Origin of the sequence: Nostoc sp. UIC 10630 (assembly GCF_010747425.1) — a bacterium.
Classification (GTDB): Bacteria; Cyanobacteriota; Cyanobacteriia; order Cyanobacteriales; family Nostocaceae; genus Nostoc.
In genome coordinates, this window is record NZ_JAAGOG010000074.1 from 1 (window position 1) to 23706 (window position 23706).

Genomic DNA, 23706 nt, shown 5'->3' on the forward strand with positions numbered 1-23706 from the left:
TCAATCTTAATTGTCTATCGAGTGTCTACATGACTGGCGGCATTGTCGATGCTGTCGCCTGTTGGGGCGTGGATGTCAGGAAATAAGATTATCTCGACATCCCAGCGAAAGCTGAACACACAAAGACTTGAGCCCTAAAGCAACGGGCCTTCAAAGTGCGTAGGCTAGCAAGAACCGCAGGCATCTCACTTATTGGGAAACAGGACTATCACGCCATCCATTCCACCCAATCGGGCGCAAGGACCACCAGTTGAGCAAACTTATCAGGATCAACATCCTCAAACTCCAGCATCACGCCGCAACGCTCATCACTCGTCAACGTACTGAGTAATTCTTTTACAGCATCAACCCCATCCTCTAAACGTTCAATAGCCAGCCGAGCATAATATTTAACCTGCTCCCACCAAGAATCACTGAGTTGTTCATCTGTGTCCATACCCCCCCAATTATTATCTCCATCTTCATTAATGGGGGGTGTGGACGGCGGGTTAATCCCATATTGAGCCTGCATCCTAGCCGCATAAGCCGCATCTCGCTCAAGTGACTCTTGGCGTTTGCGTTCCTTCTCCTGCCGTTGACGAAGCCGATACTCTAATACCTTCTGGGCAAACTCTACATCCTCCGTATTCAGCCGATAGTACCTAATGCGCTTACCATCTTCAAGCGGTCGCCGTGATTCAGTGGACAGTCCGAGTTGAGAAAGATACTGCCCCAAAATCCACACAGGAGATTCATCAAGGGGAATGGTCAGGTTGAGGATACCTTTAACGTGAGAGGCATTGCGTTTAGAGAACTCGGCTAAAACCTGAATCATCGCCTCATCCCCTTTGATCTCAACCCCAGCCATGAGATCGATCAACACTGCCCTCAGTCCTAGCCGATGACGCATTAGCCACGCGGTAGAATGGTTACTCCAGTCGGTGCAGATGGCGAGGCGATCGCGCTCTGATTTATCCCGTTCCACAACAACAGCCGGTGGTGCAACAAACTCCCGCCCCTCTTCATCAGTGACCATTTCCCCCGGCGCTGCCAATATCGCTTCAAGTGCGATAATCTTTTTAATTAACCGCCCAGAGTCATCTTGCTCAACCAGTTCCGGGGTAACGCTCATGCCGTAGGTGTCCTGTATGCGGAACTTCTCACATTCCAAAACCTCTTCTGGTTTGAGATAGTCTTGGTGCTGCCTAGCCGCATAAGTCCTTCTGTCAATATCTTTGGCGTTAGCAACTTTGCGGTAATGCTCCTCATCGATGGCAATCCCCGCAGCCTTCATCCACCGGGAAGCGCCCTCATCGGTTGCATCACCCACAGGCGCAATAGTATTGCCCATTTCTTCTAGGAGCGATCGCAAATCAGCCCGTAAATTATTAATCGACCAATTCCGTTGCCCCTCAATCTGACAACTAGCATCTAATGCCCAATCCTTCTCAGCCCCACGTTTGCCCGTTTCCCGGTTAATGCGAATCAGAAAAGCGGTCATTTCATTCGTTTGAAGAATCCTTTCCTTGATGCGTCGCGCATTAGTTTCGGCGTAACCAAAGGGAGGACGCGGAGCCACCCAAACATACATGGGGACATCTGGACGATACCGCCATAATTGCTGGGCGCATTCTGTAGCCGACTGCGAGACAGCATGAAATACACCAAACACGGCATCAAAATGATAGCTAGAAATGTCAACCCCTGAACTGAGACTGGGAGTAATTAAAAAAGCGTCAAGATCCTTAATGGCAACGTTAATCTCTCTGATGAAAATCACATTCTCTTCAGAGCCGCTATTTTCCGAGTGAATAGCCCATACCCGTAACTGTCGGTCTTCGGCTGATTCCGGTATATTATCATCAGGCGTATCCATCGATGTCCCGTCATTCAGCGCTCGTTCCAACTTTTTGATGAACCGCTTGCTGTCACTGACCATCATCAACTTTTTACCCAACATGAGTTGAGCGTGGAACTCGGCAACGATTGCGCTGCTGTTTCTCCCCTCGTACCAATGAACTTGACGACCACCTGAGCGATACAGGTTTTTGATGATGTATGGTTTTTCACCAGCCGGTCGCAAATTCATGAAAAACTCAATGGTCAAATCATCGAGGTGGGCATCAGCTAAAACAACCAGCTTGGCGTTGTAAACTAGATACTCAAGCACTTCCAGAATCGCCCCCCGGTGTTCTTTGCAGGTTTTTGACTTCAGCAAGTGAGCGAGATACTGGCAGGCTTCATCAATAAATAGAATATCGTAAGCCTGTAAATCATTTGCCATTTTATACAGAGAATCCACGGTAATGCTGAGAGCTTTTACCTGACCCCAATCCCCGCAAGAAATCGCGGAGTACATTGCTGTTTGTAGGCGATCGCTGAGATTCTTGAGCAGAGTGACCCGATGCCCATTGTTCAAAAAACTGAGTTGGGGGTTCTCTCTTCTGAGAACTGCCAAAATTTCAGTCTTTCCTGTTCCCATGTCGGAAACTAAACCAACTAACCCCGATTGAGGTAGGGAGTGGATCGCAAGTGAGAGATAACGGGTATTAACTGTCACATCGGGCTTGTACTTGTAAAGTCCCCTGGCACGATTGATGAAAAATCTTTGCTTGTACTCGCTGATTCTTAAGGCATCAGCAATCATTGTGGTGACGGCTTTATCCGCCTTTTTCCCCAAAACTACAACCCAATCGTCAATTCCTTTCTCTGGCCCTGGCAGTAGCGCTACTTCACACTGGCAGCAAAGTTCTACAATTGCAGAAGCTGTGCGGCGTGTAGCTTGAAAAATCTGCTGTTTGGTTTTGGGTTTGCTTTCGTAGTCGAACAGAACAACGAATTTACGTCCCTTTTGAGTCATTGGGACTAAATCAGGGTGAAGTCTTTCTAAATCCTCCTTGCCCACTCGACCATTCCAGATTCCAGGGAGTGCGATCGCCACAAATCCCAAAGTTAGGAGACAACCACCCTTCTTCTCGCCCTCTGTAAGAATTACAGGGATTTCGGGATGTGCCATTACCCAAGCCCAAAAACCTAACGCCTCTCCTTCTTCGGTAATGGTAATATGTTCTGGCATCGGCACGTTATAGCGAAGTGATACCAACCGCCATAAATGTAGGGGCATTCTCAAGTAGGTAACTCGGTTGGGAGTTTTGGGTGGTGATTCGTACTTGACTGGCTTTTGAGTTTGCTGCTGTGTTGTCTTGTCCCATTCAAGGCGGGGGTAATCTGGTTTCATCCGTCCCCAGTCCATCGCCAACCAATCATTAAGCGGGTCAAGTCCACTAACCCACCATGCACCGACTTCCGCGTGGGCATATCGTTTCAAGTACCCATCACGCAGTCGCCCATCGTTACGTCTGGCAGTTTGAGGTAGGGCGCATAATAGATATTCATATATTGATGTCCCCGATAGAGAACGGACATTCAAAGCTGTTAACTTTGGGTCAACAGCACTGGCTAACCATTCATTCCAGTGGTTAGCTTCTATATTTGAGGGTCTTTGCGCCGATACTAAGTGATTAAATTGTTGTAATGGTGACATGAGAGCTATTCCTCCTTGATGTGTGTTGGAGGAATTGGAGCTATCCCAAAAGTAATTTTTAATACAAGCGTTTAGAAATATAAGAACAAAATTACATAAAATTCCTGAAACGCTGTTTACATCTGGTAAGCCAGTGTTACATTAGCTTTACACCAAATCATGTACGATAAAATTACTATTAGGGATATTAATTAGGCCGTTCAAACCCGATAACCCCAATTCCCTTTGAAAACCCTGCTGTCCTACCGGGACGCGGGGTTTTCGTTGTTTTGCCTATGAGTACTTGGCTAAAGTCGCCTTGACAAACTCGATTACTTCCTCCTGTTGAATAATAAATGCAGTGCCTTTTCTTCTAAGAGCCAGAATTTTCATACTTCCAACTTCAGAATAAAGGTGTGAATTGTGATCAATAGCCGCCTTGGTGGGAGGCCATAAGACCAAAACTTTTGCTGAGGGCGTTTTTGTAGCTTCACGGGAAGACATTGCAAACAAGTCCCTGTTCTTGCTCAACCACTTCTCGTAATCTGCCAATTCAAGCAGTGGGCAAGGACTCCAAACTTTTAGTCCATGTTTGTCTTTCCTCTTGATCTGCAAAACCTCTCTAGCTTCGTTGTAGACAATCTCCTTATCTCCTATTGAGCGAATCGAGATAAACAGGTGAACTTTTCGCTCAAATCTCACAAACAAGTCGATAGGATTCTTGTCCTCTAGCTTTAGCACTGGAAAGACTTGTATCCCCTGGCTTTTAAACTCATCCAAAAGCAGGGCTGTTAATTTTTCCAGCCGTGCAAGTTTTTGAATTCTTATCAATGGCTTGTAAGCCAATGCAAAAGCTGCCCAGCCTACCGGAGTAATGAAGCCGCCTGTAGCAAGTGCAGTACCGCTAATCGCCAGAGCCAAAGCGGATTCGTAGTCTTTCGCCTCCCTAAGCATCTCTAATGCCGCTTCGTTGTGCGGCGGGAGTTGAAAATCGGTTGGTAGGTCTTTCACAGTAGTCATTGGAGACACCAAAAATTGTTTCGGTTGCTGACTAATCTCTCATCGGTTACAAGGTCAAACTTCTTTTCATCTAGGTTATCTGGTTGGTTTTTATCGGTTATGTATTTTGCTTGGGCTAAGTTCAACTGAGAGTGATCACCCTAATCTTCATCCTGTTTTTTTAATTTGGTTTTTTTTGTGTGTCTTGCCGTGAGCGCTTCCGAAGCAAGAAGTTTTACCATTTGACTCATAGAGCGTTTTTCAGTTTTTGCTTCAGCAGATATTAAGTCGTAAAGTGCTAAGTCATCTTCATCTGTGAAATAAATATTTAATCTTGTTCCTGTGGGCATCGTAACACTGTCTGGTGTTTGAATAACCCTATTGTCAGTCTAAACCTCTCACTTGTCACTGGTGTTAAACAGTGTTATGATAACACTATAAGCCAAAAAACGCCACCCAACAAAGGCAATAGAAGCCAGAAAGTGATGCTTTGGCTTGCCCCTAACTGGATATGTGGATTTGTCTAGATTTGCCTAAAAATCAACACCAAGCCAGAAAAAACAAGACTTTAACAACCATCAGAACCATGACAGCTATATATTCCAATGCCAAAAATTGGCTAGTTCAGGCAGACTTGTTAGCCAAATCAGGGCTAACTGACCTGATCGCCGGAAAAGACTCAGGTGCAGGGTATGGCAAGGCAATCATCGGTGATTTTTCGATCATGATGCCAGCCGCATACTCACTTGTTCGCAACCGAAACATCATGCACCACGAAACCATCTCAAAAGATGGGGCATGGGTGCGTTATGTAGACGGTTCTCGCCTGGACTTAAAAGACGTTCAATTCTTTTGGGGCAGTGCGGCTCTAGCCCAAAGTGACCACACTTTACTCCATGACGACAAAGCGAAAAAAGCAGAACTGGCACTAGAAAGCATCCTTGCAGATTTGGCAGTTCTCAATATTCCCGATGGAGTCAAGCTAGAAATTAGTTTGAGCAATCACAACCCAGAACGCTGGGGCCAAGAGATTAAACGCAGAGTTGAAGGGATTCATACCTTTGAACATCTGCACCCTGTAACTCGTTCCATTGTCACCAAGACAGTTGAAATCGTAGTCACAGGCATTTACCCTGAAGGGTTTGGAAGCATTGCCCATTGTTTATTCGGTGAAGCGTCCCTGGTACTTGACCCCTCAGAATTAGCGATCGCTCTCGATATCGGTTCATCAACTTGGCTTGTAACTGTCTTTAACGGCAGTGGTGCAGTGATTGACCGTCACCTAATTGAAGGTGGAGCCGGTGAACTGCACAGCATGATTGCAGAATCTCTCGACAAGCGAAACGACCGAGTAAGCCTGCTGTCCAAGGATGTGAAGCACTCGCCCAGTTTGGTGAACCAGGGAATTCTAGAAGGAACTTTCACTTATGGAGGCAACCACCTCACGGGTAAGAAGTTTGAAACCGAGTACAGCCAATGCCTAGATCAGTGGTGGTCAAACAGGATTGAGAAATTCGCCAACTTTGTGACTGCTGGCAATTATCTAGACCGTGCTAAATACCTTGTCGCCTGGGGTGGGGGTGTTTCCTTGCCAGTGGTGGATCAAAACCTAGCCGGTTTAGGCTTTGTGGTCTTGAATAATCCCCAATTCATCAATGCTTTGGGGTTGAAGCTATTAACTCAAATATCTTTGGGAGCCTAATCAATGAATTACGAATCTCGGCGTATAACCATCTCCTACCTAGCAGTAATTGAATTGTGCAAGATGTTTGATTTACCTCAAGATGCACCAACACAAGCATTATCGGCAGGTGTAGAGAAGCTGATTTTTCAACACGGCAATGTTCAAACAACGTCAAAACCTGAAACAGCAACATCTACACAGCCCAATAAATCGGCACTTAGCGCAATGATCACTAATTTCAAAGGGGCAGCATGAGCAGAACCACATTCAGAAACACGGTTTTAGGCATTGGAGCAATCGCTGCTGCTGTTGCTTTTGGCTATTTCGGAGTGCAGCACTTCGGTCGTAACAATATGTTCACCATTGCCGCAGCTGTTGGGGGTGGAGGTGCAATCAGCTATGTACTTCAAAAGCCGAACCAGCCACAATCCCCAAGTAATCAGCCAGAACCCCAACCCACACCGATGAAAACCCAAAGAAAAGGAAGGAAGTCATGAGCGACCAAGAAACCATGCAGACACAACCAAGCCTAACAACAACCGAAATAATGACCATCATCCTGGGTTGCGAACAGACTTTAAGGTTTGTGCAAGCATCGCCAAATTACAAACAAATCGAAGCCTCCGACCGATTCAGTACATCGAATGACTTAAAGATGGGTGATGCTGTGCAAGCCTTGATGGAGATTCACGAAGCAATCCTAAATATCGAGTTCTATTCCCAAGTTGAGGGACAAGCTTATGCTTTCAACGACAGCCTTAGTGCGTAACCATTTGTACCAATTCCGTGGTCAACAACTGCGCTACAGCCATCGGTCTAATTGTCGAGTCAATGCACCTTTCGTATTCAATGACTCCAAAGGCAGACGCAAGGAATTAAGCCATAACCAAGTGCAGAGAGAGGTTTTTGAATTAAATGAGTTTTGTGAAAACTGATGATGAAGCGATTGCACCGACGACCAATCATTGCAATCGCCTCACTAGGGGACGTATCTCTCGCCGCAAAAACGAAAGTACAGAAGGATTTTAACATGGCACTTGATTACAAAAATCCCAACGATTGGGGACGTTCACCTCTGACCGACTCCGCCCTAAGAAAGCAGCAATTCAAAGCAGAAAATCCTGAAGAATGGGCAGCAATGATTGAGGCGGATATTGAGGCACTTTCGACACCGCTAGAAGAAAGTGAAGATTACCCACCCTTCACCGGAACGGAATTTATAGCAACTCATTCAACCATTGATGACCATCCATACTCTGCTGCATTTGGTCAATTCTTGGGTAATGGGATTGACCCTGATATTGCAAATATATTGGCGTTTGGTGAGAAGAGATTTGATTTAATTTCTGAAGATTTTGATGATCCAATACGGCAACTAGCAACGAGAATTTATAACCGATTTGAAGAGATGGGGTATTGGGATGAATTGCCCCAAGAGTCGAGTGATATCAACTACGACTTAATACCTTATTAGGAGAAGAACGCAATGGACTTTGCAATACGTAATCCGGTAGTTGGTCATAGTTCGCATATTGACGAGAAAGCGCAATCTTGGGGAGGATTTGAGTCTGATATTCTGGGCTATCTCTCTGATATAAATAAGCTCGAACAGTTCGCAGATTATGCGAATAATGCCCAAGAGTTGAGTGACAGATTAGAACCATTTTTGGACAACGCCAAGGTCGTCTTTGAGGCGATGGAGAAGTTGACCAAAGGGCAAGTTACTTGGACAGAACTTCGTAAACAATACGGCTCTCATGTTGCGGGTGCAATTGGTAAAATCCGTAAACTTAACGCTGAATTTGACAGCGAAATGAGTAAAATAGATGCCCAAGATAGAGCCGACTTGTTGCGGATTGATCAGAAACGCAAACACGCTTTAACTGAAGTTGCAGCCCAATTACACCACGATTTGCAAGCCGAATTGTGGAGACATGAAAATAAAATCAGCAGCATCGAAAATAAGCAAACTGTGCAAGCCGAAAGGCAAGCAATTACTACGGGATTAAGAGAGAAACGACAACAACTTTTAGCCCGTGCAAGGTTTGGCTCACGGGCATTAGAACCAAATCAAGCACCCCAGGAAGTGATACCAGTTACTAGCCAAAATCATGCACCATCTTCTAGTGTTTCTGCAACAGGAACAGTTCGCGGTTGGGGTGCAATGTTGGGTAACTTGTGGCAGAAACTAGGCGACCGATAACTATTAGTTGAAAGGACACAGGCTGATGCTAGTAAGGAAACGAAATGAAGATCCTCATAGCGTCAGCCCTTTTTTGCATGAAGGGCTGGCACAGACTCCACAGCAACAGAAACAAGAGCAACCATCACAACCGCAACCATTACCAGAAAATAACCGAGGTAGAACATTTAGACGTGCTGGTAATGCTTGTGAGATTGTCGCTGGCAGTTGTCTAAACAGTACAGTGATTTTTACTTTTCATCTGCTACAAGTTCACCCCGTTGGAATGTTCCTAGCAGTTGGCACTGCACACCTGTATTTTACTGCTACTGCAACAGGTGAAGGGTTTAATAATTTCGTTACTAATTTAATGACTGGTTGCAGTGCATCACTGGCGTTATTGTGTGCGCTTTCTGAACCGATTAGTGAATGGAATGAGGCGAGAATTTCTACTAGTACAGTTAAGACTTCTATTGAGTCGGTTTATAAGCCAAAAACTGCTGAATCTTCAAGTTGGATGGATGGTGCAGGAGTGGGCATATTTCTAGCGATATTAATGATTTTTCTATTTGGTGGTAAAAGAGGTAAATGAATTATTTAACTGATAAACATAAACAGTTATCCGAGTCGCAACAATCGGGTTTAATGAAGTGGTTCGGACAGTTACCGATGGATAAAAAAGCTGTTGCAATTGGGCTAAGTTTAACTGTGGGTATTAGCTCGGCTGCAATGGCGTGGAAAGGGGAGTCAAGCGACCGCATTTATTTTTGCGTTCGGACTCCCCAGAAAAAATTGGTATGTCAGGATCAGAATAACAGACCATTTCGCATGACCCCATTTTATTGGTCACAGTGGCAGTTAGAAGGAATGCCGCGCCAAATAGTGCGTAACCCAGCAATGGGGGTAAACGGGTTGGTGAAAGCGACTAACCAATACAAGCCTTTTTGGGCGTTTGGCGGATTCCTGGGGTTTGCGCTTGCGGGGTGGATGTTGCGCCATTGCCAGGATGAAGAGAAGCAGAGGGCAGTTTTTGAAGACATCGCCCAAAAACGGGATGCTGCAAAAGCTGAGATGGCTGCACGTTCCGAGTTGTTGGACAGCTACCGAGACGTTGCGATCGCAGAAGTTCAACTACAAGCCGACTTGGATCTAGTGGCCAATGATCGCACTGTGGATATCCAAAAAGCCGAGATTTACGCCCACACGGAAATTGAAGTTACCCAAATGGAGGCAACTGATGCCATTTTTGAGGCGCAAACGGCGGGGATGACCGAGCAACAGAAGGCAGATTACATTAAGCAGCTACGGGAGATGAAAACGCCTTATCTACAAGGGAGTCAAACATTGCAAGGGACGATTGACCCTAACGACAAGGTTACTGGATCTGAGCCAGGAGCGATTGCAGACGGCGACAAATATCGCTGGATCAAAAACACCATCGGCTACCCCACTTTAATATTTGGTGGCATGGGTGCAGGTAAATCCTGGACTACCAGAGAGATTATCTGGCATAAGCGTCAAGCCGGTTGGAATCAAATCTTTGTACTTGACCCCCACGGTACAGAAGTTGAATGGCGGGGGGTAAACCTGATTACTGGCTACAGAGAGATAGCCGACTTCATGCAATGGTACATGGCGGAAATGCGCCGCCGTTACAAAGCCTATCGTGAAAGCGGAATGGTTGAGGAGCAATGGACGCAACACTTAAGAGACACAAACCAACATTTCTCTGTAGTCGCTGAGGAGTTTACAACTTGGACAGATAATATAACTGAGCCAATGCCAGACGATTGTGAGGATGAAAAATGGAAGCCCGACCCTGATTTTGTCGGTAAATGGTTCCGTTGTGCCATGACCGAATCCCGTAAACAGTTAATGATTCCTTTGTTTGTCGCTCATGATCGGACGATGGAAATCTTAGCTAAAGCCAAAGGGTTATCAAAACTTCGAGATGCGGCATTGTTAGAAGTAGAACTAATTGCAACTATTGACCCAATCACCACAGAGGCTAAAGCGAGTGGCATGGGTAAAATCAAACTGCCGGGGCATGGGCAATGGATTGATATTGAACTGCCTAAGCTTGACCGCAAGCGAATTGATTTTCAGCTTGATAAACCTGTGACCAGTAATGAACCGCCAACCATCGATAAAGCTACTTTAGAGCGGATTTATGAACTGGAATTCAATCTTGGTAACAAAGCTGGTGACACCCAAGATGAACCTAATAAACTGTCACCAATGGCGCAAAAACTGTATGAATATCTCACCAGAACTGAACGAATTGAAGCTGATGTAAGAGAGTTTAAGGGCAACTTTAAAGTGAACGGTGAGAGATTTAGTGTTGAGCAGATAAAGGGCTGGATGTACGAAATTGTGGGGGCATCTTTAGCCGATTGGATAGGCGAGGGTGTTATCAAGCTTAATCAAATTTGACTGCGATTGGTGTCTGGTGTCTACCCCAAAAACCGCCTTTTTTTCGCGGACACTCCTCACCAGACACCACAGACACCAAAGCTAAAAACCCTTGTATAGCATAGACACCAGCAGACACGACCCCAGACACCACCCAGACACCAAGTGTCTAATACGTGTCCGCTAGACACCAATAAGAAATAACCGAATAAACAGCCATTTATTATTAGAGGATTATCAACATTATGCTGAAAATAGTAATTATTGAACCAGAAATATTCACGCTCTTGGGCATCAAAGGTGCTATTTCACAATCTCCTGATATAGAAGTTACAGGTGATGCCTCCAGTGGAAAGCTAGGGTTTCAGTTAATTGAACAGATGAACCCTCATGTTGTGCTAGTCGATTTACTATTACCTGACATGAGTGGTTTAGAACTGACTCGCTCAATTAAAAGCAAAACTAATAGTAAAGTGGTGATTTTTACTAATCAGACTCATGAAGACTTTATTAACTCGGCTTTCCGTCATGGGGCTGATTCTTATATGCTCAAAAGTGCTGATATAGAATTGATTGAACTAGCTATCAAGAGAGCTTACTTTAATGAATGTCTACTTTACCCAAAGCTGGCTAAAAAATTATTAGAAACCCTTTATCAAAACAGATATATCGACCCTAATTTTGCTGACAAAAACTTGCTTGACTCTCCCACCGAGCGGCAAATACAAGTCCTGCGATTACTGGCGCAGGGGTTAGTTTTTGAACAGATTGCCAGAGAAATGTTTCTCTCTGTTAGTACAGTCAAACATTACGCCAGCGATTTGTACAGTAAGTGGCATGTCAAGAACCGTTATGAGGCGATAAAAAGAGGGGCGATGCTTGGTTATATTGACTATAACTTGATTGTGAATGAATGATGTATTGGTGAGGAGAGCGAAAGAATTAAGTCGGGGATTGAAGCATAAAAACTGGCGTTAAGAAAAAAGAATCGCTTTAAAACTTTGTAATTACGAAATTGTTCATGGTATATCTGTATCCAAAAAGAAATTTGTATACAGTACCCGCCATGCCCCAGGACTTCTCCGGTCAAAATCTTCGTGGGCGCTCCTTCAGAGGTCAGAACCTTGCAGGTGCAAATTTTAGTTATGCAGATATTCGAGGTGCAGATTTCACCGGAGCAAATCTGAGGCGTGCTAACTTTAGTCATGCTACTGCTGGACTGCAAAAGCGGTGGGCGACGTTATTGGTGCTTTTTTCGTGGATGCTGTTAGGCTTATCAGGATTTCTCTCTGTTTTTGCAGCCACTTTGGTAGCGTTTCTAATATTTTTCAGAACTAATAATTATCAACAGCAAATAACTTATCAAATTGCAGGCTTAACTATTATAGTTGTACTTGTTATTTTATTTTTCGTTACAATTCGCCAAGGAATACAAGCTAGTTTAGGATCTGTCGCCGTCACCTTCGCTGTCACCTTCGCCGGAGTCGGAGCCGTCGCCGTTGCCGTCGCCGGAGTTGGAGCCGTCAATGTCTTACTCGGCTTCGCCATCGCCGTCGCTATCGTCATCGTCATCGTTGTCGCTGGAGTCTTTGCCTTCGCCATCGCCGTCGCCTTCGTCGTCATTGTCGCCTTTTCCAGAGCCGTCGCCTTCGTCGTCGTTGTCGTCGCCTTTACCTTCGCCTTTACCAGAGTCGTCGCCGGAGCTGTGGCCATCATCGTCACCGGAGTCTACGTCATCGCTGTAGCCGTCATCGGAGTCATCGCTGGAGCCGTACTATTATTTAGCAGCTATATCAGTTGGCAAGCATTGAAGGAAAATGAGAAGTATGCCCTTATTCGCAACATTGCTATTGCTTTTGCAGCTTTTAAAGGAACAAGTTTTCGCTTTTCAGATTTAACTGATGCTGAATTGACGGGAGCTTCTCTCAAAAGTACAGATTTTAGAAAAGCTGTTCTTACCCGTACTTGTTTCAATAAAACAAAAAAACTTGACTATGTTCGCTCTGGAGCAACTTACCTTCATAAGGCAAAAGTGCGAAGTTTACTGGTTACTGGACAGGGACAGGACAAGAATTTTGACCGTGAGAACTTACGGGGGGTAAATTTTCAAAGAGCGAATTTGGTAGATGTAAGTTTTATTGGTACAGATTTAAGTGAAGCCAACTTACAAGACGCAGATTTATCCAGAGTGAAATTAGTACAAACCCAACTGGGCGGCACGGATTTCACGGGAGCTACTCTCACCGGCGCATACATTCAAGATTGGGGCATTACCACCAACACCAAATTTGATGGGGTGAGATGTGAATACGTTTATATGCGACTCCCTACCAAAGAAAATCCTGACCCCCTCCGCAAACCAGATAACCACAAGGAAGTGTTCGCAGAGGGGGAGTTTGGGGATTTTATTCAACCAATATTTGACACCCTTGACCTGTACCACAACCAAGGTGTTGACCCTCGTGCTATTGCAGTTGCATTCAAAGAATTAGCTGAAAACAATCCAAACGCAGAACTTGAAATTGTAGCAATAGAGAGACGGGGTGAGGATAAAATATTGCTTCGTGCTAAAACTACAAACACAGCTAATAAGTCTGAATTAAGCAAAGAATATTTTATCAACTACAATCAACTTAAGGCATTAGCAGAGAAAGATTTTCAAGCATTGATAGCCCAGAAAGAATACCAAATAATTAGATTAGAAAATATGATCATGACAGCGTTAGAGCGTCCTAGCTTTTATGCTGAAAATTATCACAATCAAGGAGATACCGTAATGCCAGAAAGCTCTAAAAGAGTCGTTAACAATTACTTACAACAAGCTCAAATTGCAGGCGGTCTGGTAAATGCTGAAACCGTCACTGCAAACCAAATAGGTGGGAATATCACCAACTACACGCCTGAGCAACGGCAGAATTTGGCAGAAGCCGCAGCAGACATTCAACAACTATTGAACCAATTAGGGCAGGCTTACCCGACTAATACCCCGTTAGAAAAACAGATAGTGGTAACAGAAGCTCTTAAGGAAATTGAGCGTAATCCCACATTGAAAGCACGGGTAATTGGTGCGTTAAAAGCAGGTGGCACGGAAGCTCTCAAAGAGTTACTTGACCACCCAGCAGTTAATGTTCTGTTGGCTGCTTTGGAAGGTTGGCAGGATGCTGAGTAACTAGCTTTTAGTGAAGACATTATATAAATACTGAAAAAAATAACGCCCCAATTTAACCCATGCCAGAGTCACAAGATCCAAAGAAAGTCATCAATAACGACTTACCCAATTCTCAGTTTGGCGGTGGGTTTATCAACGCTGAGTCCGTAAATGCTCAGAGAATCGGCGGGGATATTTTGAATTTTTTCTTTGGACAGCAGACAACACCAGTAGGCGACCCTGCTAGACCAAAGAATGAACGCATACTACTAGCCGCAGTTAAGGAAGAAGTTACAGCACGCTTAAGGCAGTCTCTACACAATGCCGTGCTAATTAATTTGGGTAAAGAGCCGCAACCGCAACAGGTAAAACGCTTTTGGGATACAGAGATAAAAATTGGCTTCAAGCCGGCTAAACCTCTCCCAGATACCACAACAATTTTAGAAGTTTTTGATTCCCAAGAAATTGCAGGTAAACTGTTAATATTGGGTGCGCCAGGGTCGGGCAAGACAACCACACAATTAGAACTGGCTGAAGAATTAACTAAACGTGCAGAAGAACAGCCTGATTGTCCTGTCCCGGTTTTATTTAACTTGTCCTCTTGGAAAGATGACCGACAATCTCTAACCAATTGGTTATTGGCAGAACTCAAATCTAAATACGGTGTCTCAATCAAACTTGGTGAAGAGTGGGTTAACAATCACCAATTACTACCATTGCTTGATGGTTTAGATGAACTTGAGCCACAACGTCAAGAACTTTGCGTTCATGAAATTAATCAGTTTTTAGCTGGTGAAACTAGACCGCTTTATCTAGTTGTTTGTAGCCGGATTGAGGAATATAGTAACTACTCTACTCAATTACAACTTAACGGTGCTATTTACTTACAGCCTTTAACTAATAATCAAATTTGTAATTATCTAACCTCTATAAATTTTACAGAACTGTGGTCAACTATCAGTAGCGACTTAGACTTACTAGAGTTAATTAAAACTCCTTTACTACTTAGCATTACTGTTCTAGCGTCTCAAGAAATATCTCTTGAATCCTGGCAGAATTTGACTTCTACAGCAGACCTGATTCAGTATTTGCTAGAAGCCTATATAGGGCGGATGTTGACACGAAATATTAATAGTGTGGCATATTTTCAGAACAAATATCCTAGTGCTGAACAAACCCGAATATGGCTCGTTTGGTTAGCTCAACAAATGCAACGAGAATCAAAAACGGAGTTTTTAATTGAAGAAATGCAGCCTTATTTACTAAATGACAATCATCTAAAAAAAGCTTTATATATAAGTGTTGAACTAGTTTCTAGGCTAGCTACAGGCTTCACTTTAGGAGCTATTGTCGGGCTCACTGATGGATTAACTAATGGATTATTTTTTGGAATAGTTGGTTGTGTGGTGAGCATAAAAATCAATTCATATATCAATAATATTGAAATTCTAAGATGGTCTAAAGAAAGAACAAATCATACATTCCCTCTTTTGTTTATTTTATTTTTAATTTTAATTTTAATTTTTACACCAATTGCTATAGTAATTGGTGCAACTAATAAATTAGTTGGCGTAACAACTGTTTTAATAATTCTTCTACTATTTACAGGATTAAGTGTAGGATTTTACGCATCTGAAGTACAAGAAAAAAAAATTCCCAATCAGGGAATCTGGAAATCACTAAGGTACGCTGTAATTTCTGGGCTAATAACTGGATTAATTGGTAGCTTAATTTTAGGAATAGGAGGATGGTTAATTAATGGATTAACTTTTGGGTTAAAAATTGGTCTAGGTACTTTTTTTATTGGTGGGTTATATTTGGGGTTGACTTTTGGGGGCTTAACTTGCATCCAACACTTCACCCTACGCCTCATTCTCTACCGCAACGGCTACATCCCCTGGAACTACGCCCGTTTCCTTGACTACTGCACTGAACGATTATTCCTCCAGCGTGTAGGTGGTCGCTACCGCTTCATCCACAAACTGCTGCAAGACCACTTCGCCCAAATGGAGTTCAAGCGAAATTAAAAAATACGCAACTCACGGGGAAGTCATAGTCAATATCAGCTTTTGTAAAAAGCCACGTATTGTTTTTATTTCGAGCTTAGTTAGGGAATACTAAACTAAGCACTGAATCTATATATGACCTTTTTACACAAAATTACTCAAAAATTTTCCCGTAATAACTCTCAAAATGCTTCTGGGATAAATTCATCTGTAACTAGCCAACAACCTATAGTGCTGAAGCAACCAGCAAAACCATCAAAACCAAAAACTCTGGCTGAATTAGAACAAGAAATAGCTGTACAGGGGCAGATTAGCAGTACATCCCATCAAAAAAGACCTAGCAAAGCCAACAGAGGTATAGGTACTAAGTTGATATGGATAGTAATACTTATCGGCATTCCCGCAGGTGTGGTTTGGGTGGCGAATCTGCCTTACTCAATAATTCGCCGGACTGTGGTGCAAAATGCGCCTTTTTTGTTGCTACCCAGTTACATGAGCATGGAACAGCACTATCGGCAGGCGTTGGCATCAATTGAGCAAGCTGAATACTTGATTGAAAAACCCACTAGTGCAGCAGATTTAGCGTTGGGTGAACAGCAACTGCAACAGACAAAAACACATTTGGATAACTTGCCAGTTGGGTTGGTTAACGATTGGCCGGAATACAAATATTGGTGGTATGACTGGCAATTCAGCATTTACGGTCTGAATGCAGCGCGTCGTCAAGTAGGGCAACTAGAAGCCAAGGTTTTTCAGGAAAAAAACGCTCAAACCTTGCTCACTGATAATAGTCAAGCATTATTGAACGCAAAACAGCAGTATCAAATTGCTACAACAGTAACCGATAAAAAGTCGGCGTTCGCAGCTTGGCGTTCAGCACTGGATAAGTTAGAAGAAATTCCTGGCCAAACCTTAGCCGGAAGAACTGCTCAAAATCAACTAGATGCCTACAAGCGTGATTTTAAAGAAGTTGTGGGATTAGCAGCGGGAAACGAACACGTCAGTGCTTTAATTACCGCAGCGCAGCAATTTTCTTGGCAAGCTGCTAAATCTGGTCAAAATCCACCGCACACAGTCACCGAATGGGAACAAATAGAAAATTTATGGTCAGAAGCCATTAATCGGTTAAAACAGATTTCTTCTGAAGATTTGGTAGGTTATGCAGAAGCACAAAAGTTATTAGCAACTTATGAGACTAATTTGGGTCAAGTCAAAGTAAGACGACAAGCTGAGGCAGATTCTGTACGGGCTTTCTTCATGGCACAACGAGAAATAGAAAGCTTAATGGCTTCAATTCCCACTGACCCCAAAAATTTGGAGCGCAATCGTGTAATTAGTCAGTTACACAGTATTATTAACCAATTAGAAAAGGTAGAAAAAGGTACAACTGTTTATTTAAAAGCTCAAGAGTTATTGCTATCGGCAAATAATAAATTCAAGCAACTCCAGTGAGAATTTTCAACTGTCAACAATTCACTTCATCCTTTCAGCAACAGGGCAAGTAGAAAGACCATCAGGAAGCGATTGAGTCAATTCAAAAATGAGGAATTTTATTCACCCGAATCCTTCAACATTCCCGTCAACAATTCCGACATCTCCCACAAGTCTTTATTCCAGTTATCGTCATAAATCATCAGCGTTCGCGGGTCAGCATGACGGCTCAACTTCTGCACCTTTTTAATGAACAGTGCCAGCAAAAAGATTGTTTAATACTCAAAATCATAATGTCAAATAATTCTGTTTCTTTTTTAAGAATATCTATTCATCCAAGCACTGTAATCATACAAGGCGAACCATATAAACGTGTGCTGAAAGAGATTGGAGTATCTATTAATAAATCAATTATTGAATTAGAACAGATTAAAAAAACAAATGAATTTCCAGAAGAATATTTAGAAAGTATTGCAGAAGAGGAATGTTTAGTTGTTGAGCATCTTCTTGGCACAGCTTTTGTTTTATGCCAAGGATATATAACAAAGGTTGTATCGAAAATTAAACAATATCATAAGTTAGCAGAACACAAAGGTGCAAAATTAACCACTACTGACGGTCAAAAAAACAGCATTTTAAAGTTTGCTTATAATCAAAATAAATTTTCATCTTCTATTCAGTTAATTGATGGATTTGCAAATTACTTTAAGCATCGAGATGAATGGAATCTCAACTGGGAAAAACTTAATGATAATCAAAAAAAAACTGCTGAAGTTATTAAAGAAGTATTAACAAAACCTTATAATGAAACTAATATTATTTTGGCTGGTTCTTATTATTTAGGAAATACTGAGTATAATAATCCCTTAATATTTTTTGACAAGCTAGAGCAATGGCATCTTAGCCTAGCTTCTGCTTACGACAAAGAATTAATCGCCTACGATACTGCATATAGAGATGGCACACAATGGAAATAAGACTTGCTCTAAAGAATTATTATTGAAGATATTCAATTCAATTTCTGCACCTTTCTGATATTCTCGCCTGTGACATCGAGCGCCGCCGTAATTGCCGAATGCCTGACCCTATGCGGTGACATTTTCCTGCATAGGGAAGGAATGATATCAATCGTGATATCAATGCCCCACAAAGTGCGATGGTGTAACCGCCCATCTACGCTGGCGATCGGATCGCTTCACCACCTAGACGGGACTTTCCTGAGTGAGCTTAGGGCTAAACCGCAATATCCAGATTCATACAGCATTATTACTTAGTCAAATCGTCAGCCCTTACACTTTCATAGAAGGAAAATTCTCTTCATCACCCAGAAAAATTGTCAATCAACTGACAATAACTCCCCAACCTCCTCCCCCAGCCTTACTGGGAGATAGTGCGACAATATAGCTTTTCGCACCACTTAGAGTAATAAACACCTCTCTTCAACTAAGATGTTGAAATAGCATTAAACTGACGCTGCCCCTGTGCTGCTGACTAACCAATGACACAGATCCACCCGGAAAACCTTAGTGTTCTGGAAAACTCGCTGGCGCTAGCGATCGGTGAGGATTTTTCCTTAGAAAATGACCCCGATGTAATTCAGCAGCTGATTGGGGATAAGCGATCGCCCAACACCAAGCGCGAATACCAGAAAGACTTGAAAGATTTCTTTCTGTTTGTCGTTAAGAAAGAACCCAGCCGGGACTTGGTTTTGGAATTCCTTCACCTGGAACAGCGTCACGCCGTTGCTGTGGTTTTGAAGTACAAAGCGCACCTCATCAAGAAAAAGCTGGCTGAAGCTACGGTGAATCGTCGCCTTAGTGCTATCAAGTCAATGGTTGAGATGGGGCGACGGCTGGGAGTCTGCAATTTCTCCCTGGATGATGTCAAAGGTGAAAAGGTCGAAACCTACCGTGACACAATGGGCATTCCAGCCGAGGACTATGCTTTAGTCATAGCCTTGGTTGACCGCAGCACTCTTAAGGGCAAGCGCGATTATGCCATTATGCGGTTACTTTGGGATAATGGCTTGCGCCGCAATGAGATAGTCAACTTAAATGTGAGTGATTTTAACCCCAAGGATAAAACGCTTTTTATCTTGGGTAAAGGCAAGGGTAGCCAGAAGGATGTTCTTGACTTATCAGACAAAACTGCAACGGCGATCGCCGATTGGATAAAAGCTTGCAAAAAGAAACGTGGTTTAGACCCGCTTTTTACGGTGCTGGCTTATCACAAAAATGGCGCGAGATTAACCGGGGAGGCAATCAGGCGATTGGTGGACGGGCTATGCTTGCAAGCTGGAATTACTAAGAAGATGTCACCGCATCGTGTCCGCCACAGTGCGATTACCACAGTATTGGATCTGAATAATGGCAACTACCGTGCTACCCAGCGTTTCAGCAGACACGCCCAAGTGCAGACGGTTTTGAAATATGATGATAACCGCCAGCGTTTGCAAAAGCAGATGAGTGACTCAATATCAGAATTGATTTAGGAAATAGGCGTGCAATTTGATTATATTCAAAAAAGCAATTTTTGAAGTTAAAGCCAATAGCTAGTAGGGAAGACTAAGTAAAGTATTTTGAAGTAATTTCTCTACTTACAGTAACAAAATATGATCTATAAGTTTACCTGTGGTAAAAGCTATACAAGAAAAGATATATTTCGCATTATTGGGCTTCTAGAATATCCAGAAGGCGGTAATTGGTACACAGGCTATAAAAACCATGAAGGAGATTTTTTTATTTTTTGTAATATGGGTATTCCTGGTAGAACAGGTCACGACTATAACAATCACTTTCTAGGAGATATTTTAGTCTGGTTTGCTAAAGGTAATAGTAAAATAGACCAGCCTGAAATTCAAAAGTTAATTAACCCAGAAGTAAAAAAATATATATTTATAAGATCAAGTAATAAAGAAGCTTTCAAATATGTAGGTTTAGGAAAAGCAAAATCTTTTGAAGAAAGTTCACCCGTTAAAATTATCTGGGAGTTTATTGATGAAGATGAAGTTAATCCAGTAAGGTTAGCAGAGGAAGTAACAGAAACAGAAACATATCTTGAAGGAGCGACTCAACCGATTAAAGTCAACGTTTATGAACGTAATCCCCATGCTAGACAAAAATGTATAGAACACTATGGCGTAATATGTCAGGTTTGTAAATTTAGTTTTAAGAAGGTATACGGAGCCATTGGTGAAGCTTATATCCACGTTCATCATTTAAAGCCATTATCAGAAATTGGTAAAGAGTATGAGCTTGATCCAATAAAAGATTTACGTCCAGTATGTGCTAATTGTCACGCAATGCTTCATAGAAAAAAACCAGCTTATACTATTGATGAACTCAAATATATTATTCGGAATAATGATTAATGACAATGAACCACGACAGCATAGGGCTTTTGGTTAGGGGTATAGTAAGCGATTGCTCAATTAAAGAGATAACGGGAAAAGTCAGTTTGCAGAATTGTCACGGGCGATCGCCTAGAGTTTTTTCTCCCCTAATACCTGCACAGAAGTATTATTAAATTTAAGTGATATATGTTGCTAAAAATTCATCTATTCCTTTAATCATCCCTTCTACGTCAGAGCGATTAAAATTATCAAATTCACCATGAGCAGCTGCATTACGAATATCTGCCCAAGCACGAAGCTGTTTTGCTTTTAACTCATTAAAAACTCCTACCTTTTTTAGCTCATCAATTAGAGGATTTAGTGTTAGTGGTAAGCCTTTAGCATTTCTTGTAGGTATAGGTGGTGTTTGCTTAGTACATAAAGTTCTTAAAGACTTCTCTAAAACTGCTCCTGCCAATACTGCTGCTGGTACATGGTCATATCGTCCACTTTTTCCTTCAGACAATAGCTGTTCAGATTGCCCCATGTAATCTGCGGCTATTTCGGCTTCAATTGCAAGCGTCAAGTCTTCTAAGAAACCTTCTTGGAAATCAGCTTTAATAGCTTTTAAGTAGGATAACCCTTTTCGCAAGATAGAACGATATACCCAATCGACTTTATTTGGTTCTTCTGGCTTTTTCAGTTCTTCAATTAAATTTATATGAACGCTGTTTGGAGGTACAACTTGATTAAGTAATGAGATACATTGTATTTTCCATTCGACAAGGGATTGGAAGTTTCTATCCAAAGATGCAATTCCTGATGCCGAAGCTTTATCTATTTCTTCTCCCTTATTGATTAGTTCATCAAAGCGAGTTAGGTATTTACTAAACAGGTTTGGTGGTAAGGTCATTAAGTCACATTCTCCATATTTTTCTCTGCTTGCTTTAGCCAAGTTAACCTGATAGCATTCACCGTATCTGCCGAGCAGCGAATATCTATTTATAAATTTATAATTCCCTTCGACAGTGCTGGTAAATTAATCAAAAAAGTGATTTCTCCTATTTAATTTTTTAGACAGGCATTTAAGATATAATTTATTAAAGTCAAGGGTTACAATTCCAGCAAAATCCAATCCTTCCTTGAGTGGATTTTACGGTTATGTGACTAGCTCCACTGTTTATAATCGAGGCTGGATTATTATCAAGTAATACACTAGGGTTAGTTGCAATATCTGATTCTTTCCCATTCGACCATATAAGTTTGTAATTTCCATTTTTATAGTCATTAATTGAGCAAGGATCATCAACAATATTTTCATTCTTATTAATAGCGATAAATGTGCAATATCCCTTATGAATAGTTTGCTGGAGAGAAGGACTTTCTTGTAGCGAAACCACCGTTTTAGGTTTGGCTGATTGAGAAATACTCGGCGGAGATGGACTCAACTCTGTACCTGTGGGTAATTCAAGAATATTGTCACTGGTAGTATTAGTTGCGACTTTTTGTTGATTTTCTTGCTTTAACTGTGGTACAGAAATGGGCTTTTGTTGTGTGGGTTGCGCTTGTGGTTCTGGTATATAAGCTACTGGAGGTAAGGAAGGAACAGAAGTGATTGGCTGCTCTGGGGAAGGCTGAGAAGCAACAGGTGTATTTTCGGGTTCGTTAGTAGGAGTAATAGGTAATGGTAATGGTGAAGGATTTATAGCGGGAAATTCTTGTGTAGGTGTAGGTGCTGGTGATGTAGCAATGGTTGTTTCAGGTTGTGACTGGTGAGTAAAATTAGCGATCACTGTCCCACCAATCAAAACACCCATAACCAAACCACTAAAAATCAAAGCGGGTTTTTGCCAGTTTGCATCTGTGGCAGAGGCACGGATAAAAGCAGATTTTTGAGAAGAAGATAAACCCTGAGTTGATGCTGCAATAGGTGACAAAGGGATTGTAGATTGAGCTGACTGGTATGATGTTGAAGGAATAAAACTAAGAGATTGCAAAGCATATAACATTTTGCTTGCAGTGGAGTAGCGCTCGCTCGCCTGCGGTTTAATCGCTTGATTCAGCACACTTGCTAAGTCAGGGGAAACATGAGGCGCGTATTGCTGCCAAAGAATCTCTCCTGTTTGGGGGTTTGTTTGCAGTTGTTCAGGGTTGTTGCCAGTTAAAAGATAAATTGCTGTTAAACCTAAGCTATAAATGTCAGTGGCGTATACTGGTCTACCAGCAACTTGTTCAATAGGCATATACCCTGGTGTACCAATTACTATAGAGCGTGTAGCATAACTTGAAGCACCTGCCACCGAACGGATTGTTTCCTTAACTGCACCAAAATCGATCAGCACTGGCTTCAAATCACGCTCACGGAGAATAATGTTATCTGGCTTAATATCCCGATGAATAATCCCTTTACTGTGAACATAATCCAAAACTGATAGCAAACTAATGAGAAAGGCTTTAACAGTAGCTTCTTTTTCGTAACCTTTGGCTACCACAATCTCTCTCAAGGTCTGACCTTGAATCCATTCTTGTACAAGGTAAAACTGCCCACTCTCTAAAAAATAAGCATAAAGTTTTGGGATTTGGTCGCTATGTTCACCTAAATACTCTAAAGTTGCAGCTTCTCTCTCAAATCGCTGTTGAATTATTTGATAGGTTTGGGGGTCATTGGTAATAGGTTTAAGTTGTTTAATTACACAGTGACGGCGAGAAGGCATATAAGTATCTTCTGCCAAAAAGGTTTTACCAAACCCACCATCACCTAGTATCTGAATAACTTGATAACGATTGTTTAACAATGTTATTGTCATGCTCCGTTCACAGCCTTAGTGAAGTACCAATCTAAGATATTTACGCTTTCAAATATATATTAATTATCCTTCGTATTCTTTGTTGGAATTGGAAATTTACCTTTTTTCTTATGTTGAATGTGGTTTAAAACCACGTTATCACGACATCCCTGTTAGAGAAAGAGCAAGCCCAAGAGAGTAAGTGCGAACGCACCTGCCGGGATA

Annotated in this window: 23 protein-coding genes; 17 read left to right on the forward strand and 6 right to left on the reverse strand. The window is 42.3% G+C overall.

Going from position 1 to position 23706, the window contains the following annotated elements:
• Positions 1-208: 208 nt before the first annotated feature.
• The 3 genes from G1O98_RS18200 to G1O98_RS18210 all read right to left on the reverse strand — a co-directional run bounded on the left by G1O98_RS18200 (position 209) and on the right by G1O98_RS18210 (position 4851).
• Positions 209-3523: a plasmid replication protein, CyRepA1 family gene (locus tag G1O98_RS18200; protein WP_163930268.1), complete on the reverse strand. Its 3315-nt coding sequence runs from the start codon at positions 3521-3523 to the stop codon at positions 209-211.
• Between the two features lie 273 nt (positions 3524-3796).
• Entirely contained in the window at positions 3797-4522 is a 726-nt protein-coding gene (locus G1O98_RS18205; RefSeq protein ID WP_175586748.1) for a hypothetical protein, read from the reverse strand.
• Between the two features lie 140 nt (positions 4523-4662).
• Positions 4663-4851 (reverse strand): hypothetical protein, encoded by a 189-nt coding sequence (locus G1O98_RS18210; RefSeq protein WP_069073851.1) that lies wholly within the window; start codon positions 4849-4851, stop codon positions 4663-4665.
• Between the two features lie 236 nt (positions 4852-5087).
• On the opposite strand from G1O98_RS18210, the gene G1O98_RS18215 reads away from it, so the two are divergent.
• The 13 genes from G1O98_RS18215 to G1O98_RS18275 all read left to right on the forward strand — a co-directional run bounded on the left by G1O98_RS18215 (position 5088) and on the right by G1O98_RS18275 (position 17385).
• A complete protein-coding gene (locus G1O98_RS18215; protein WP_163930270.1) occupies positions 5088-6203 on the forward strand; it encodes a ParM/StbA family protein in 1116 nt (371 codons plus the stop codon).
• Positions 6204-6206: 3 nt separating this feature from the next.
• Entirely contained in the window at positions 6207-6440 is a 234-nt protein-coding gene (locus G1O98_RS18220) for a hypothetical protein (protein ID WP_163930272.1), read from the forward strand.
• On the forward strand, positions 6437-6682 hold the full coding sequence (locus G1O98_RS18225) for a hypothetical protein (RefSeq protein ID WP_163930266.1): 246 nt from the start codon (positions 6437-6439) through the stop codon (positions 6680-6682). Before G1O98_RS18220 ends, G1O98_RS18225 begins: the two co-directional genes overlap by 4 nt.
• Positions 6679-6954 carry a hypothetical protein gene (locus tag G1O98_RS18230; protein ID WP_163930274.1) on the forward strand — a complete coding sequence of 92 codons (276 nt, stop codon included), beginning with the start codon at positions 6679-6681 and terminating at the stop codon, positions 6952-6954. The genes G1O98_RS18225 and G1O98_RS18230 overlap by 4 nt, the downstream gene beginning before the upstream one ends.
• Positions 6926-7120 (forward strand): hypothetical protein, encoded by a 195-nt coding sequence (locus G1O98_RS18235; RefSeq protein WP_163930275.1) that lies wholly within the window; start codon positions 6926-6928, stop codon positions 7118-7120. The genes G1O98_RS18230 and G1O98_RS18235 overlap by 29 nt, the downstream gene beginning before the upstream one ends.
• Positions 7121-7215: 95 nt before the next feature.
• A complete protein-coding gene (locus tag G1O98_RS18240) occupies positions 7216-7659 on the forward strand; it encodes a hypothetical protein (RefSeq protein ID WP_163930314.1) in 444 nt (147 codons plus the stop codon).
• 12 nt (positions 7660-7671) lie between these two features.
• Entirely contained in the window at positions 7672-8388 is a 717-nt protein-coding gene (locus G1O98_RS18245) for a hypothetical protein (RefSeq protein WP_163930278.1), read from the forward strand.
• A gap of 25 nt (positions 8389-8413) precedes the next feature.
• On the forward strand, positions 8414-8959 hold the full coding sequence (locus tag G1O98_RS18250) for a hypothetical protein (RefSeq protein WP_163930280.1): 546 nt from the start codon (positions 8414-8416) through the stop codon (positions 8957-8959).
• Positions 8956-10800: an ATP-binding protein gene (locus tag G1O98_RS18255; RefSeq protein ID WP_163930282.1), complete on the forward strand. Its 1845-nt coding sequence runs from the start codon at positions 8956-8958 to the stop codon at positions 10798-10800. Before G1O98_RS18250 ends, G1O98_RS18255 begins: the two co-directional genes overlap by 4 nt.
• A 224-nt stretch (positions 10801-11024) precedes the next feature.
• On the forward strand, positions 11025-11696 hold the full coding sequence (locus tag G1O98_RS18260) for a response regulator transcription factor (RefSeq protein WP_163930284.1): 672 nt from the start codon (positions 11025-11027) through the stop codon (positions 11694-11696).
• A 149-nt stretch (positions 11697-11845) separates the two neighbouring features.
• Complete coding sequence (locus G1O98_RS18265) at positions 11846-13948, forward strand: pentapeptide repeat-containing protein (protein ID WP_163930286.1); 2103 nt, start codon at positions 11846-11848, stop codon at positions 13946-13948.
• A 59-nt stretch (positions 13949-14007) separates the two neighbouring features.
• Entirely contained in the window at positions 14008-15954 is a 1947-nt protein-coding gene (locus G1O98_RS18270) for an NACHT domain-containing protein (RefSeq protein ID WP_163930288.1), read from the forward strand.
• Positions 15955-16068: 114 nt separating this feature from the next.
• Positions 16069-17385: a hypothetical protein gene (locus tag G1O98_RS18275; protein ID WP_163930290.1), complete on the forward strand. Its 1317-nt coding sequence runs from the start codon at positions 16069-16071 to the stop codon at positions 17383-17385.
• A gap of 98 nt (positions 17386-17483) precedes the next feature.
• On the opposite strand, the gene G1O98_RS18280 is transcribed toward G1O98_RS18275, so the two are convergent.
• Positions 17484-17630: a hypothetical protein gene (locus G1O98_RS18280; protein ID WP_243458470.1), complete on the reverse strand. Its 147-nt coding sequence runs from the start codon at positions 17628-17630 to the stop codon at positions 17484-17486.
• A 27-nt stretch (positions 17631-17657) separates the two neighbouring features.
• On the opposite strand from G1O98_RS18280, the gene G1O98_RS18285 reads away from it, so the two are divergent.
• The 4 genes from G1O98_RS18285 (at position 17658) to G1O98_RS18300 (ending at position 20734) form a co-directional block, all read left to right on the forward strand.
• A complete protein-coding gene (locus G1O98_RS18285; RefSeq protein ID WP_163930292.1) occupies positions 17658-18341 on the forward strand; it encodes a hypothetical protein in 684 nt (227 codons plus the stop codon).
• A 244-nt stretch (positions 18342-18585) separates the two neighbouring features.
• Positions 18586-18768 (forward strand): hypothetical protein, encoded by a 183-nt coding sequence (locus G1O98_RS18290; RefSeq protein WP_163930294.1) that lies wholly within the window; start codon positions 18586-18588, stop codon positions 18766-18768.
• 94 nt (positions 18769-18862) lie between these two features.
• Positions 18863-19855, forward strand: coding sequence for a tyrosine-type recombinase/integrase (locus G1O98_RS18295; RefSeq protein WP_163930296.1), 993 nt, complete (start codon positions 18863-18865; stop codon positions 19853-19855).
• Between the two features lie 120 nt (positions 19856-19975).
• On the forward strand, positions 19976-20734 hold the full coding sequence (locus tag G1O98_RS18300) for a DUF3427 domain-containing protein (RefSeq protein ID WP_163930298.1): 759 nt from the start codon (positions 19976-19978) through the stop codon (positions 20732-20734).
• A 157-nt stretch (positions 20735-20891) separates the two neighbouring features.
• On the opposite strand, the gene G1O98_RS18305 is transcribed toward G1O98_RS18300, so the two are convergent.
• Positions 20892-21650, reverse strand: a complete 759-nt coding sequence (locus G1O98_RS18305) for a DUF4145 domain-containing protein (protein ID WP_243458471.1) — start codon at positions 21648-21650, stop codon at positions 20892-20894.
• 151 nt (positions 21651-21801) lie between these two features.
• Positions 21802-23502: a serine/threonine-protein kinase gene (locus G1O98_RS18310; RefSeq protein WP_163930300.1), complete on the reverse strand. Its 1701-nt coding sequence runs from the start codon at positions 23500-23502 to the stop codon at positions 21802-21804.
• Positions 23503-23706: the final 204 nt, after the last annotated feature.